Origin of the sequence: Marihabitans asiaticum (assembly GCF_007828725.1) — a bacterium.
GTDB lineage: Bacteria > Actinomycetota > Actinomycetes > Actinomycetales > Dermatophilaceae > Marihabitans > Marihabitans asiaticum.
This window is the reverse complement of the sequence record NZ_VIUW01000001.1, coordinates 468,352-482,323: the sequence shown is the minus strand read 5'-3', so window position 1 is coordinate 482,323 and position 13,972 is coordinate 468,352. Positions and strand designations below refer to the sequence as shown.

Genomic DNA, 13,972 nt, shown 5'->3' with positions numbered 1-13,972 from the left:
CCCCCGATCCTCCCAGCCTGGGTCAGACGCTCTGGTCGTGGACGTGCCGGCGGACCCAGGCGTGCATCGCGATCGCGGCGGCGGCGCCGGCGTTCATCGACCGGGTCGAGCCGTACTGGCCGATCGCCAGCACGTCGTCGCACACCGTCAGCATCTCCTCGGTGATCCCCGGCCCCTCCTGGCCGAGGACGAGGACGCACTCCCGGGGCAGGTCGTAGGTCTCGAGCGGGACCGATCCGGGCACGTTGTCGATGCCGACGAGGCGAAGGGGGGTCCCCCCTTCGCCTGCGGTTGCCGCCCACTCCCGCAGGGCGGCCGGGTCCCGGTGGTGGTGCTCGACCTGGTAGCGGTCGGTGACCATGGCGCCCCGGCGGTTCCACCGCCGGCGCCCGACGATGTGGAAGGCGGCGGCGCCCATCGCGTTGGCGGTGCGCACGACCGATCCGATGTTGAAGTCGTGCTCCCAGTTCTCGATCGCGACGTGGAAGGAGTGCCGACGGCCCTGCAGGTCGGCGACGATCGCCTCGTGCCGCCAGTAGCGGTAGCGGTCCTCGACGTTGCGCCGGTCGCCGTCGCGCAGCAGCTCGGGGTCGTAGCGCTCGTCGGTCGGCCACTCGCCCTGCCACGGCCCGACCCCGACCTCGCGCTCACCAGTCATCGGGGGACAACCTAGCCGTACCCCTTCGCCGACTGGCCTCAGCAGGCGCTCAGCCACCGCCAACTAGCCTGGACCCGACCATGGCGCAGGCACGGCGCCCGACCGCGGGAAGGGCGGCATGCAGCAGATCATCGACTGGGTCGTCTCCGTCATGGAGTCGGTCGGCGGCCCCGGGATCGCGCTGGCGATCTTCCTCGAGAACATCTTCCCGCCGGTGCCGAGCGAGGTCGTGCTGCCGCTGGCCGGGTTCACCGCTGCCGGGGGCCGCTATACCGTCGTCGAGGCGGTGCTGTGGGCCACGCTCGGCTCGGTCACCGGCGCCCTGCTGCTCTACGGCATCGGCGCAGCGCTGGGCATGGACCGGCTCCGTGCCATCGCGCAGCGGATGCCGCTCGTCGACGTCGCCGACATCGACAAGACCGACGTGTGGTTCACCAAGCACGGACCCAAGGCGGTGTTCTTCGGCCGCTTCGTCCCCGGGATCCGCAGCCTCATCTCGATCCCGGCTGGCATCGACCGGATGCCGCTCACGGCCTTCCTCACCTATACGACCGCCGGGTCGCTGCTGTGGAACGCCCTCTTCGTCTGGCTCGGCTACCAGCTCGGCGACCGCTACCACCTCGTCGAGCAGTACATGGACCCGATCAGCAAGGTGGTCTACGCCCTCATCATCCTCGCCGTGCTCGGCGTGCTCGTCTGGATGATTCGTCGCTCGATGAGGCGCAGCCACGACCCGGACGACCGCGTCGAGCTCTGACCCGACCCCGCCTGCTGGTTCGAAGAGAGAGCGTCACCTCGAGGTGACGGAGCGTCTTCGAACCGAGGCGAAGGGGGTGGCCCCCCTCAGGCCTGTGGCGTGAGCACCTCGAGCCCGAGATAGGGCTGCAGCGCCTCCGGGACCCGGACCGAGCCATCGGCCTGCTGGTGGTTCTCCAGGATCGCGACGAGCCACCGGGTCGTGGCGAGTGTGCCGTTGAGGGTCGCGGCGACCTGGGTCTTGCCGTCGGCGTCCTTGAAGCGGGTGCCGAGCCGCCGCGCCTGGTAGGTGGTGCAGTTCGACGTCGAGGTCAGCTCGCGGTAGCGCCCCTGGGTCGGCACCCACGCCTCGCAGTCGTACTTGCGTGCGGCCGGACCGCCGAGGTCGCCGGCGGCGGTGTCGATGATCCGGTACGGCAGCTCGACCTTGGCCAGCATCTCCCGCTCCCACGCGAGCAGCCGCTGGTGCTCGGCGGCCGCGTCGGCCGGGTCGCAGTAGACGAACATCTCGAGCTTGTTGAACTGGTGGACCCGGATGATGCCGCGGGTGTCCTTGCCGTAGCTGCCGGCCTCCCGGCGGTAGCAGGTGGACCACCCGGCGTAGCGAAGGGGGCCACCCGAGAGGTCGATCACCTCACCGGAGTGGTAGCCGGCCAGCGCGACCTCGGAGGTGCCGGTGAGGAAGAGGTCGTCGGCCTCGAGGCGATAGACCTCCTCCTCGTGGGCGTCGATAAAGCCCGCCCCGGCCATCGTCTCCCGGCTGGCCAGAGTCGGCGGGATCATCAGGGTGAAGCCGGCCTGGGTTGCCTGGGCCGCGGCCATCGTGAGCAGCGCCAGCTCGAGCTGGGCGCCGACCCCGGTGAGGAAGTAGAAGCGGCTGCCGGCGACCTTCGTCCCGCGCTCCATGTCGATCGCCCGCAGCGACTCGCCGAGCTCGAGGTGGTCCTTGGGCTCGAAGCCTTCGGCCGCGAAGTCACGCGGCGCCCCCACGGTCTCCAGCAGCGCGAAGTCGTCCTCGCCGCCGGTGGGCACGCCCGGCTCGATGACATTGCCGATCTGGCGGAGCAGGGCATCGAGATCGCCCTGCGCGGCGCTCTGCACCGCGTCGAGCTCCTTGACCCGAGAGGCCAGCTGACCCCCCTTCGCCTTGAGCTCCTCGGCCTGCGCCCGAAGACCCGATACGTCCTCGCCGGCCTTCTCCCCCGCCTTGATCCGGCCCATGAGCGGGCCGAGGTCCTTGCCGGAGGCCTTCTGCTCGGCCCGGACCGACTCGAAGTCGGCGATCGCGGACCGGCGCCGCTCGTCGGCGGCGAGGGCGGCGTCGACGAGCGACTCGTCCTCCCCCCGGGCGCGCTGGCTGGCGCGCACGACGTCGGGCTGGTCGCGGAGGAGCTTGATGTCGATCACGTGGCCGAGGATATCGACGCGCGGTGCTGCTCGATCCAGGCCATGCTCCGGCGGGCGGCGACGCCGTGGACGACGACCGAGACGACGATGGTGAAGGCGACCGTCGACCACAGCCACCGCTGCTCGGGGAAGCTGGCCTGCCCGAGCGCGTAGGCCAGGTAGTAGATCGAGCCGACGCCGCGCACGCCGAAGAAGGCGACGACGCCGCGCTCGCGCCAGTCAAGGTCGCCGCACTCGTCGTGGTGGCCGATGCCGACCCGCAGCGCGATCGCCGCGGCCAGTGGCCGGATGACGAAGATCAGCGCCAGCCCGAGGACGACGCCGCGCCAGTCGAGGTGGTCGAGCAGGCCGCGGGTGAGCTGAATGCCGATCATCAGCAGGACGAGGAGGACGAGGATCCGCTCGAGGCGCTCGACGATCGCGTGCATGTGCTGGTGGTAGACGCTGCCCCGCTCCAGCGATCGCATGGTCATCGCACACGCGAAGACCGCGAGGAAGCCGTAGCCACCGGCCAGCTCGGCCGCTCCATACGCGGAGAGGATGGCGGCCAGGGCCAGCAGGGGCTCGCCGTTCTCGGCCATCCGCAGCGACTGTGCGCGGGACTGGAAGGCGAGCCGCCCGAGCACCCAGCCGACGACCACCCCGGCGACGACACCGATGGCCACCTTGCCCACCAGCTCCCACGCGACCCAGCGCAGCGCCCACTGCGCCGGGTCCCCCTTCGAGGCGAGGAAGACCGCGGCGTAGACGAAGGGGAAGGCCAGCCCGTCGTTCAGACCCGCCTCGGAGGTAAGGGCGAATCGCACCTCGTCGCCCTCGTCGAAGTCGTCGGGGTCATCGGGTCCTGCCGGCTCGTCCTCCTCGCCGGGGGCGGAGTCAGCAGTCGGGCCCTCGACCTGGACGTCGCTCGCGAGGACCGGGTCGGTCGGTGCGAGCGCGGCCCCGAGCAGCAGCGCCGCGGCCGGAGCCACTCCAAGCGCCACCGCACCGACGAGGTAGACCCCGGCGATGGTCAGCGGCATCGCGATGAGCAGCAGCCGCCAGGTGGCGCTCCACCGCCGCCAGGTGCCGAGGCGACGCAGGCTGAGTGGGCGGTCCAGGGCCAGACCGACCCCCATGAGGGCGATGAGCACGGTCAGCTCGGCGACGTGCTCGATCGTGGGGCGGATGTCGACCGGGTCGAGGTTGGTGCCCTCGGGCATCGGCAGGAAGCCGACGAGAACGCCGACGAGCACGAGGACCATGGGCACGGACACCGATACCCGGTCGACGGCGACCGGTAGGACCACCGCTACGAGGAGCGCGATACCGGCGACGAGGTAGACGGCGTCGGCGGGCATGACCGCGATCCTAGGTGCGCGGCGCTGGGGTAGCGTCCCGCACGTGTCTGGCTCCTGGCTCCTCCTCCTGCTCGCGGTGCTGCTGTGCCTGCTGCTGCTCGCGGTGGTGCTGGCCCTCGTCGTGACCGACCCGGGTCCACGCGGTGGGCGGGGGCGCCGGGTGCGGCCGCCGCGCAGTGCCTTCCGGCGGTCGGCGAACGGGGGTGAGCCGGCCCGCCGGCAGCGGGCCGCGATCATCGTCAACCCGACGAAGGTGCCCGACGTGGCCGTGGCTCGCGACGAGCTGGCCGCGGTGTGCGAGCGGCTCGGCTGGGACGCGCCGCTCGTCATCGAGACGACCGCGGAGGACCCCGGGACCGGCCAGACCCGGCAGGCGCTCGAGGCCGGTGTCGACCTCGTCTGCCCGCTCGGCGGCGACGGCACCGTGCGGGCAGTGGCGGTCGCGCTCGCCGGGACGCGCACGCCGCTCGGCCTGCTGCCGCGCGGCACCGGCAACCTGCTGGCGCGCAACCTCGACATCCCCTTCGCCGACATCACGGCAGCGATGGAGGTCGCCTGCACCGGGCGCAACCGGCCGATCGACGTCGCCTGGCTGGAGATGCCGCCGCGCGAGGAGGAGCGGGTCGAGGACGAGGGCCAGGCCGACCCACCCGTCGAGGGGCCGCGGGTGGACCGTCACCTCTTCCTCGTCATGGCCGGCATGGGTTTCGACGCCGAGATCATGGAGGCGACGAGCGAGGAGCTCAAGGACCGCGCCGGGTGGCCCGCGTACTTCATGACGGGGATTCGCAAGCTCTTCGTCAAGCGCTTCGCCGTGCGGTACTCCGTCGACGGTCAGGCCCAGGACCAGGTCGCGGCGCGCACCATCGTCTTCGGCAACTGCGGCACGCTCACCGGCGGCATCCAGCTCATGCCCCGGGCGGAGATCGACGACGGCCAGCTCGACTGCGTCGTCGTCAACCCCCGCACGATCATCGGCTGGGGCTCGATCGCGGGCCGGGTCCTCAGCCGCTCGACCCGGGACGCGCGCGAGCTGATCCGGACCACCGGCGAGCGCTTCGAGGTCGAGACCGACGACGAGCACGCCGTGCAGGTCGACGGCGACGTGCTCGGCACGGCGGACCGCCTCGTCATCACCGTGGACCGCCAGTCCCTCATCGTCCGCAGCCGCTAGTTATCGGGTTGAGGGACGTGTTGCACCTTCACCCGACTACCAACCTCGGGTGAAAATGCCGCTTCTCGGGTGAAGCCCGGCGTCAGAGGACGAAGGGGGCTACTGGCCCCCGTCTCCGTCGACGGCGAAGGAGATGTCCTCCTCGGGCACGACGCCGTCGGGGTAGGTCCGGGCGAGCTCGGCGAGCGTGGGCCGCGGAGGGTCCTGCAGCTCCGCCGGCAGCAGCTCGCGGATGGCGGACATGATGCGGTCGGTGTCCCTGGCCTCGCTGCGGTACTTCAGCTCGACCGGCGGCCCGAAGGTCACCGTCACCGTCGGGGGCTTGAGCAGGGAGAGCACGTTGGGAGCCGGAGCGGAGCGCGGCCAGACCTCGTCGGTGCCGGAGAGGGCGAAGGGGATGACCGGCGCCCCGGTGAGGGCGGCCAGCCGCGCGGCGCCCGGTCGACCTCGCAGCGTCGCAGAGAAGAAGTCGGGCCCGCGCGGGATGGTGCCCTGCGGCATCATCCCGACCAGCTCACCGCCGGCGATCGCGCGGGCAGCGGGGACGAGCGGGTCGACCGAGTGCGCGTCGTGCCGATCACGGTCCACCCTGATCCCCCCGGCGGCCCGCATCACGGGCCCGATGACCGGGGCGTCGAAGATCTCGCGCTTGCCGAGGAAACGGCCGGTCCGCCCGGAGCGCGACAGCGCGAGAAGCATCGTCGGCAGGTCGAAGTAGCTGCGGTGGTTGCCGACGACGATCGCGCCACCCTCGGCGGGGATGTGCTCCACGCCGTTGATCTCGAAGCGGGCGTATGGGAAGACCTCGGGTCGGGCCAGCAGCATGCCGACCTGCTGGACCTCGAGCCCGATCATCGGCAGCGTGAGCACTCCCGGCGAGGTGTCGAAGGACAGGATCGGCCAGCGCAGCGCGAGCGCGGCGGCGAAGAGCCGCGGGTCGGGGTTGACCGCGCCGGGGTTGCCGACCGCCCGCAGCAGCGGCAGGTCGTATATCGAGTCGGAGTAGGCGAAGCTGTCGGCGAGGTCGGTCTCGTGCTCCTCGGCCCACTCCCGCACCGCGTCGAGCTTGCCCAGCGACCACACGAACGGGCCGTCGAGCCGCCCGGTGAACCGCCCTCGCCCGTCGACCTCGTAACGGGTCGCGACGACGTCGTCCAGGCCCATCCGCTCGGCGAAGGGACGGACGAGATGCTCGGGCGTCGTGGTGGCCAGGACGACCGGCCGACCCGCGTCACGGTGCTGGTCGATGAGCATCCGGGCGAAGGGGCCGACCAGCTCCTCGAGCGCCTCGGCCGCCGCCTCGGCGGCCTCGTCGAAGGCGTCCGCGGGCACCCCCTTCGCCACGAGGCTGGCCTGCCGCGCCAGCGCGATCGACCCGAGCGACTCCCCGAAGACGTCGAAGAAGCCGAAGATCGTCCGCTCGAAGGGCAGCCGTCTGGTCACCACGCCGGTGTCGCGCATCGCAGCGGCGAGGATCGGCCCCGAGGCGCGGCGCAGCAGGGTGCGGTCGAGGTCGAAGAAGGCGGCGCCGGGCATACGCGCAACCGTAGCGACCGACGCCGCCTCGTGGCCCCCCTTCGCCCGACTCAGCCGTGCTCGACGTCGGGCCCGCTCACGCCCGGCGCGGGGTCAGCGCGGGACGGGCGCGGCGTAGGGGGTGGGGTCGACGTATCCCCGCTCGATGGCTCGGACGAGACGCCGCGGCACCCGGTACCGGACTCCGTCGACGGTCACCGGGAGGAGGTCGACCGGCGTCGCGCGCCAGGTGGACCGGCGGTGCCGGGTGTTGCTCCGAGAGGTCTTGCGCTTGGGGACGGCCATGGGACATCTGCTCCTTGGGAATGGCCCACCGGGGCGAGCTGCCGAGGGTCACGAAGTCGAGCTGGTGAGCGGCCCGACGCCGGCTGAGCAGACCGGCGCGCTAGAGCCGCAACGCCCGCGCCGGGGTGTCCGACGCCGACCGGTACGCGTCGCCCTCGTCGACCCCGGCGACCTCGACCGCCCACCGCACGCAGTCGGCCAGGGTCGAGGTGCTCCCGGCGATCGAGCCAGCGTCGGAGAGCCGGGCCACCCCGCCCTCGACCGTGACCGACAGCGAACCGAGCCGGTACTGCCCGTCGCCAAGCCCGGTCGCCGACATCGCGTCGCTGACGAGCACGACCCGCTCCGGGCCGACGGTCTCGAAGACCATCCGCACCACCTCGGGGGCGACGTGCACCCCGTCGGCGATGAGCTCGACGAAGGCCTCACCGCGCCCGGCAGCGGCCAGCGCCGGCGCCACCGCTCCCCCGTCCCGGTGGTGGAAGGGACGCATCCCGTTGAAGAGGTGGGTGACCAGCGGCGCCCGCCCGCTCGTCTCGGCCGCCTCACCGAGAGCCCGCTCGATCTCGACCGGCTCGGCGTCGGTGTGACCGACCGCCGGGAGGATGTCGTACTCCGCGAGCGAGCGGAGCAGGCCGGCCCGACCGGGCCGCTCCGGGGCGAAGGTGAGGTGCTTCAGGGCGCCGGGCGCGCCCCCTTCGTCGGCCGCAGCCGCCATCGCCTCGACGAGGGCGACGTCCGGGTCGCGCAGGGCGGCCGGGTCGTGCGCGCCGCGGCGTGCATCGGCGAGGAAGGGCCCCTCGCTGTGGACGCCGGCGAGGGTGCCGTCCGCGACGAGAGGGGCAAGCACCGCAACCGCCTGCACCATCTGCTCGTGAGGTCCCGAGACCAGGCTCGCGACGACCCGCGCGACGCCCTCGTCGCGGTGGTAAGTCGCCGCCTGCCGACTCCCTTCGCCGTCGCCTCCGAACTCCGAGCCCACCGCGCCGTGGCAGTGGATGTCGAGCAGGGTCATTTCACGCTCCCTGCGGTCAATCCGCCGACGAGGTGCTTCTCGATGATGGCGAAAAGGATGACGACAGGGACGACCGCGATCACCGACGCCGCGAAGAGCTGGTCCCAGTGCTGCTCGTAGCCGGTGACGTATGAGCGGAAGCCCACGGTAAGCGGCTTCTTGGCGTCGTCGAGCATGAGGGTGAGGGCCACGATGTACTCGTTCCACGCGGCGATGAAGGTGAAGATCGTCGCGGTCACCAGGCCCGGACGAGTGAGCGGCAGCATCACCTTGCGCAGGATCTGGAAGCGACTCGCGCCGTCGAGCAACGCGGCCTCCTCGACCTCGACGGGGATCGAGGAGAAGAAGCCGTGGAGGATCCAGACGGCGAAGGCGAGGTTGAAGCCGGCGTTGGTGAGGATCAGCGCGCCATAGGTGTTGACCATGTTCAGCTCGAAGAACTGGCGGTACAGGCCGACCACGAGCGCAGTGGGGCTGAACATCTGGGTGATGAGCACGACGACGAGGAAGGCCATCCGCCCGCGGAACCGGTACCGGGCAGTCATGTAGGCCGCGGGGATCGCCACGACGATGACCAGCGCGGTCGAGCCGAAGGCGACGAGCAGGGAGGTCTGCAGCCAGTTGACGAAGCGGCCGTCCCCGATCACGGTGGCATAGGTGTCCCACTGCCACTGGCGCGGCAGGATCGACGGCGGGGTGGTCTTGACGTCGGTGCTCGTGCGCAGCGAGTCGAGCACCATCACGAGATAGGGGGCGAGGAAGACCAGGGCGACGAGGACGCCGAGGAGGGTGGTCCCGACCCGTCGCGTGCTCGTGGGGGCGGCGCTCATCGGGTCTGCTCCTGCCAGTTGACGACCTTCATGTAGACCGCGATCACCACGAGGATGAGCAGGACGTTGCCGATTCCCGCCGCCGCAGACATGCCCACGTCCTTCTCTTGGCTCTCGAAGGCGAGCTTGTACATGAAGGTGATCGTCGTGTCGTGCGCGTAGCCCGGGTTGCGGTCGTTGAGGGTGTACACGATCGGGAAGCTGTTGAAGACGTAGATGACGTTGAGCACGCTGGCGACCATGAGCGCGGGACGCAGCAGCGGCAAGGTCACGTGCCGGTAGCGCTTCCACGCGCTGGCTCCGTCGACCCGCGCAGCCTCCATCACGTCACCCGGGATGGCGTTGAGCCCGGCGATGAAGACGAAGGTGGTGAACGGGAGCGAGACGAAGATGCCGACGACGATCATCGAGGCCAGGGTCAGCCGGTCGTCGCCGAGGAAGTCGATCGAGGTCTCGATGAGCCCGACCTTCTTCAGCAGGTGGTTGATGATCCCGTAGTTGTAGTCGTAGAGCAGCACGAAGAGCTGGCTGGTGATGATCAACGACGCCGCCCACGGCACGATGACCGCCCACCGCACGATCCGCCGGCCTGGGAACTGCTTGATCAGCAGCTGGGCCAGACCGAGCGAGATGAGGATGGTCGCCGCGACGACGACCACCACCCAGATCACGGTGTTCCTCACCACCACCTCCAGTGAGGGGTGGTTCAGCACCGCCGTGTAGTTGCTCCACCCGGCGTCGCCGGTGCGCAGCCCGGTGATCGAGTACTCCCCGCGGCTGGCTCGGAAGAGCTGGATCGCCGGGAAGAGAACGACGCCGAGGATCAGCGCCGTCGCCGGTGCCAGCCAGAGCCAGGCTGCGCCCGAGCTGATCTGGCCGGTCTGGCGGCGACGGCGCCGTCCCCGCGGGGTCACTGCTGCTCGGCGGTCTGCTGCAGCTTGTCCAGGACGTCCTTGGGGTCGCCGTCCATGGCTGCACCGAGGTTCTGCTGCACGGCGAGCTTGACCTTGTCCCACGTGGGGTCGTCGGTCGGGGTCAGCTGCGCGTTGGGCAGGGTCTCGAGGTAGACCTTGAGGTCCTCGTTGTCGGAGAAGCGCTCCACCCCGGACTCGGTCACCGGGAGGAAGCCCTCCTTCTCGATGAAGGTGTTGACCTGGTCGGGCTGGTAGTAGAGCTCGTAGAACTTCTTCACCGCGTCCTGGTTACCGTCCTTCTTGAACGCCATGAGGTAGTCGGTGACACCGAAGGTCTGCGACTCGCCGCCGTTGTTCGTCGGGAAGGGCGCGGGCTCGTAGTCGACCGTGCCGTCCTCGTCCAGCTGGGCGGCCAGGGGGCTGAAGCCCACGACCATGCCGACCTTGCCGGACTTGAAGAGATCGAAGGCGTCGGCGCGGTTGGTGCGCCCCGGGTTGTTCTGGGTCAGGCCGTCCTCGTCCAGCTTCTTCAGGAACTCGAGGGTCTCGACGTTCTCCGCGGAGTTGATCGTCCAGCTGTCGCCGTCCTTCCACATGCCGCCGTTGTTGAACAGCCACATGGAGAACTCGCCCTGGGACTCCTCGGGCCCCAGCGGCAGCGCGTAGCCGATGTTGCCGTCGCCCAGGTCGGTGATCTTCTGCGCCGCATCACGCAGCTCGTCCCAGGTCTTCGGCGGCTCGTTGATGCCGGCCTTCTCGAACAGCTCGGTGTTGTAGAAGAGAGCCCGGGCGCTGGCCAGGTCGGGGAAACCGTAGAACTTGCCGTCGTACGTGCCGTACTTGACGAAGGTGTCCAGGATGTCCTCCTGGGACTCCTGAGGAATCACGTCCTCGGCGCTCCAGAGCAGCCCGTCCTTGGCGTACGAGGCATAGGCATTGAGGTTGAGGATGTCGGGAGCCTGGTTGTTCTGGATCATCGTCGAGGACTGCTGGTCGATGTTGTCCCAGCTGATGATCTGAACCTCGAGGTCGTACCCGGACTCCTCCTTGTACTTCTTGGCGAACTCGTCCCAGAAGGCCTTGGTGTTGTCCTTGCTGTACTCCGCGGCGACGAGCTTGATCGACGTGGCCTGCTCGCCGTCGCCGCCGTCACCCCCGTCAGCGTTACCGGCGCCGGTGCCCCCACCGCACGCGGCAAGGCCGAGGGAGCTTGCGGTCAGGGCCGCCAGGACCAATGACTTCTTCGTCATGACTCTCCTTGTCGAGGGCGGCCGACGGACCAGATGACCTGGGTCAGCAGTGAGCGTCTCGCCCAGCTCGCCGGTCGCGCTGTGACTCTCAACCTATGACTGCCACAGTCAGAGCGCAAGGGCATCCCTGCACGGAAAGGTCACAAAACGCGCACATTCGATCAGACGACGTGGACGCTGACTCCCAGAGCGGACAGCTCATCGAGCTCGCCCCGAGCCGCCTGCGCAGCATCGCCCTCGGGCTCGGTCGTCACGAGATGGGTGACCTGGTGCGCGGCGCAGATCGAGGCGAATCGGCGCCGACCGAGCTTCGCGGCGTTGGTCGCGACGACGACCTGCTTGGCACGGTCGATCATGAGTCGGATCAACGCCGCCTCGTCCTCGAGATCACACGTCGCGCCCTCGAGCGCGCTCAGCCCGGTCACCCCGACGACCGCGGTGTCCAACCACAGCTGGCCGAGCGCCTGCATGGCGAGGGGGCCGGTCACCTCGAACGACTCCGGACGCGCCACTCCCCCAAGACTGACGCAGCGAACGCCCGGCCGCAGCACCACCTCGGCGGCGATGTTGAGCGCGTTGGTGACGATGGTCAGCTCCTCGAGCAGCCCCTCCCGGGCGGTCACCGCCCGGGCACACGCGGTGGTCGTCGTCCCACCGTTCAGACCGATCACCTGCCCGGGCTCGACCAGGTCCGCGACCCGCTCCGCGATCCGCGCGAGGTCCTCGTCGTCCTGGCTGGCTCGATAGCGGTAAGGCAGCTCGTAGGCCACGGACGCCGCGACGATGCCGCCGTGCTGGCGGGTTACCAGCCGACGACGCGCCAACTCCCCGAAGTCGCGGCGGATCGTCGCCTCACTCACCCCCAGCCGCTCGGCCGCCTCGGTGACGCCGAGTCGACCGGTGGCCGCCAGCATGTCGAGCATGGCAGACCAGCGGTGGGTTCGAGCCCCAGGCTCCTGCGCGGCACCGGTCATGGCGTCACCGTACCGCCCATGGACATGCGTGGACATGCACGTACATGCTCAGATAGCCTCGATTTCACGCAGAGCCAATCATCAACTTCGGAGGCGCATGTGACCCAACACCACTCTCATCTGGCCCGTGAGGTGGCCGGCCAGCCCGAGGACTGGGCCCGCGAGATCCAGCGCGCGGACGAGGTCGCCGAGCTCTTGCCCCGGCGCGGCGAGCGGGTGGCCACGATCGGGTGCGGCACCTCCTGGTTCATGGGGCAGGCGTACGCGGCCCGGCGTGAGGAGCTCGGGCACGGGGTCACCGACGCCTTTACCGCGAGCGAGCACCACCTGGACCGCGGCTACGACCGGGTCGTCGTCATCACCCGGTCGGGCACGACGTCGGAGGTGATCGAGGTGATCGAGGAGCTGAGCCGGCGGGGCACGCCTCACGTCAGCTTCGTCGCCACCCCCGGAACTCCCGTCTTCGAGCAGTCTCAGCACACCGTGTCGATGGAACAGGTCGACGAGGAGTCGGTCGTGCAAACCCGCTTCGCCACCTCGACCCTGGCTCTCCTGCGCGCCAGCCTCGGCGACGACCTGGCCTCGGCCATCACCGACGCCCGCGCGGTCCTCTCGGAGGGCGAGGACGCGATGGGACCGCTCCTGCAGGCCGAGCAGCTGACCTTCCTCGGGCGCGGCTGGACCGTGGGCCTGGCGCACGAGGCGGCGCTCAAGCTGCGCGAGTCTGCGCAGTTCTGGGCGGAGTCCTACCCGGCGATGGAATATCGGCACGGCCCGATCAGCATCGCCGCTCCCGGACGGGCGACGTGGATGATCGGCGAGCTGCCCAAGGGGCTAGGCGACCAGGTGCGCGAGACCGGCGCCCACCTCGAGCATCGACCCACCGTCGACCCGCTCGCCGAGCTGGTGCGGGTGCACCGACTGTGCCTCGCACGGGCGCAGAGCATGGGCATCGACCCAGACCAGCCGCGCAACCTCACCCGCTCGATCGTCCTGGACTCATGAGCCTCACGGACCTCGCCTCGGTCCTGGCACCCGCCCGACAAGAAGGCCGGGCCGTCGCCGCCTTCAACGTCATCCAGATCGAGCACGCCGAGGCGTACGCGACGGCAGCGCAGGCCGCTGGTCTCCCTGTCGTGATGCAGATCAGCGAGAACTGCGTGCGCTACCACGGCGCTCTGCGCCCCCTGGCCCAGGCGACGCTGGCGATCGCCGAGGACTGCCCGGCCCCGGTCGTGGTCCACCTCGACCACGCCGAGTCCACGGACCTGGTCAGGGAGGCGCTCGACCTCGGCCTGACCTCGGTGATGTACGACGGCTCCCGACTGCCCGACGAGGAGAACCGAGCCACCACCGCTGAGGTGTCGCGGTGGTGCCGCGCCGCCAGCGCCAGCCTCGAGGCCGAGCTCGGCGAGATCGGCGGCAAGGACGGCGTGCATGCCCCGGGTGCCCGCACCAACCCCGTCGATGCGGCCGCGTTCGTCGCCGACACCGGGGTGGACGCCCTAGCCGTGGCCGTGGGCAGCTCGCACGCGATGACCGAGCGCACCGCGTCCCTCGACGAGGCGCTCATCGCCGAGCTGGCCGAGGCGGTACCGGTGCCGCTGGTCCTGCACGGCTCCTCCGGCGTGCCGGACGCGGGCCTGGTCGCCGCGGTGCGAGCCGGCATGACGAAGATCAACATCGCCACCCACCTCAACCAGGTCTTCACCCAGGCGATGACCGACCGGCTGGAAGCGGCCCCCACGGTCGACACCCGGAAATACCTCGGCGCGGGCCGGGACGCGGTGGCCGGCGAGGCGGAGCGGCTCCTACGCCTCCTGGCGGGCTGAC

Annotated in this window: 14 protein-coding genes; 4 read left to right on the top strand and 10 right to left on the bottom strand. The window is 70.4% G+C overall.

The window, feature by feature from the left end:
* Nucleotides 1-22: 22 nt before the first annotated feature.
* Nucleotides 23-658, bottom strand: coding sequence for a TrmH family RNA methyltransferase (locus FB557_RS02270; RefSeq protein ID WP_144855250.1), 636 nt, complete (start codon nucleotides 656-658; stop codon nucleotides 23-25).
* A gap of 118 nt (nucleotides 659-776) precedes the next feature.
* Between FB557_RS02270 and FB557_RS02265 the strand changes: the two genes are divergently transcribed.
* Nucleotides 777-1,415 (top strand): DedA family protein, encoded by a 639-nt coding sequence (locus FB557_RS02265; protein ID WP_144855247.1) that lies wholly within the window; start codon nucleotides 777-779, stop codon nucleotides 1,413-1,415.
* Nucleotides 1,416-1,501: 86 nt separating this feature from the next.
* Here the strand turns inward: FB557_RS02265 and serS are convergent, their stop codons facing one another.
* Together serS and FB557_RS02255 are read right to left on the bottom strand one after the other, a co-directional pair.
* Complete coding sequence (gene serS, locus FB557_RS02260) at nucleotides 1,502-2,821, bottom strand: serine--tRNA ligase (RefSeq protein ID WP_144855245.1); 1,320 nt, start codon at nucleotides 2,819-2,821, stop codon at nucleotides 1,502-1,504.
* Nucleotides 2,818-4,161, bottom strand: a complete 1,344-nt coding sequence (locus tag FB557_RS02255; protein ID WP_144855243.1) for a cation:proton antiporter domain-containing protein — start codon at nucleotides 4,159-4,161, stop codon at nucleotides 2,818-2,820. Before FB557_RS02255 ends, serS begins: the two co-directional genes overlap by 4 nt.
* A 43-nt stretch (nucleotides 4,162-4,204) precedes the next feature.
* Here FB557_RS02255 and FB557_RS02250 point away from each other — a divergent pair, with 43 nt between their 5' ends.
* Nucleotides 4,205-5,335, top strand: coding sequence for a diacylglycerol/lipid kinase family protein (locus FB557_RS02250; protein ID WP_246074335.1), 1,131 nt, complete (start codon nucleotides 4,205-4,207; stop codon nucleotides 5,333-5,335).
* A 99-nt stretch (nucleotides 5,336-5,434) separates the two neighbouring features.
* Here FB557_RS02250 and FB557_RS02245 read toward each other — a convergent pair whose 3' ends face one another.
* The 7 genes from FB557_RS02245 to FB557_RS02215 all read right to left on the bottom strand — a co-directional run bounded on the left by FB557_RS02245 (nucleotide 5,435) and on the right by FB557_RS02215 (nucleotide 12,139).
* Nucleotides 5,435-6,871 carry an HAD-IB family hydrolase gene (locus FB557_RS02245; RefSeq protein WP_144855239.1) on the bottom strand — a complete coding sequence of 479 codons (1,437 nt, stop codon included), beginning with the start codon at nucleotides 6,869-6,871 and terminating at the stop codon, nucleotides 5,435-5,437.
* A gap of 93 nt (nucleotides 6,872-6,964) precedes the next feature.
* On the bottom strand, nucleotides 6,965-7,156 hold the full coding sequence (gene rpmF, locus FB557_RS02240) for a 50S ribosomal protein L32 (protein WP_144855237.1): 192 nt from the start codon (nucleotides 7,154-7,156) through the stop codon (nucleotides 6,965-6,967).
* Nucleotides 7,157-7,256: 100 nt separating this feature from the next.
* Entirely contained in the window at nucleotides 7,257-8,171 is a 915-nt protein-coding gene (locus tag FB557_RS02235) for an N-acetylglucosamine-6-phosphate deacetylase (RefSeq protein WP_144855235.1), read from the bottom strand.
* A complete protein-coding gene (locus FB557_RS02230; protein ID WP_144855233.1) occupies nucleotides 8,168-9,001 on the bottom strand; it encodes a carbohydrate ABC transporter permease in 834 nt (277 codons plus the stop codon). The genes FB557_RS02235 and FB557_RS02230 overlap by 4 nt, the downstream gene beginning before the upstream one ends.
* The gene (locus FB557_RS02225) at nucleotides 8,998-9,915 is read right to left on the bottom strand and encodes a carbohydrate ABC transporter permease (protein ID WP_144855231.1); all 918 of its coding nucleotides are present in this window, start codon (nucleotides 9,913-9,915) and stop codon (nucleotides 8,998-9,000) included. The genes FB557_RS02230 and FB557_RS02225 overlap by 4 nt, the downstream gene beginning before the upstream one ends.
* Complete coding sequence (locus tag FB557_RS02220) at nucleotides 9,912-11,165, bottom strand: extracellular solute-binding protein (RefSeq protein ID WP_246074333.1); 1,254 nt, start codon at nucleotides 11,163-11,165, stop codon at nucleotides 9,912-9,914. The genes FB557_RS02225 and FB557_RS02220 overlap by 4 nt, the downstream gene beginning before the upstream one ends.
* 161 nt (nucleotides 11,166-11,326) lie before the next feature.
* Nucleotides 11,327-12,139: a DeoR/GlpR family DNA-binding transcription regulator gene (locus FB557_RS02215; protein ID WP_144855229.1), complete on the bottom strand. Its 813-nt coding sequence runs from the start codon at nucleotides 12,137-12,139 to the stop codon at nucleotides 11,327-11,329.
* 99 nt (nucleotides 12,140-12,238) lie between these two features.
* Between FB557_RS02215 and FB557_RS02210 the strand changes: the two genes are divergently transcribed.
* Both FB557_RS02210 and FB557_RS02205 read left to right on the top strand, forming a co-directional pair.
* The gene (locus FB557_RS02210) at nucleotides 12,239-13,144 is read left to right on the top strand and encodes an SIS domain-containing protein (protein ID WP_246074331.1); all 906 of its coding nucleotides are present in this window, start codon (nucleotides 12,239-12,241) and stop codon (nucleotides 13,142-13,144) included.
* Nucleotides 13,141-13,971 (top strand): class II fructose-bisphosphate aldolase, encoded by an 831-nt coding sequence (locus FB557_RS02205; protein ID WP_144855227.1) that lies wholly within the window; start codon nucleotides 13,141-13,143, stop codon nucleotides 13,969-13,971. The genes FB557_RS02210 and FB557_RS02205 overlap by 4 nt, the downstream gene beginning before the upstream one ends.
* Nucleotide 13,972 lies beyond the last annotated feature (1 nt).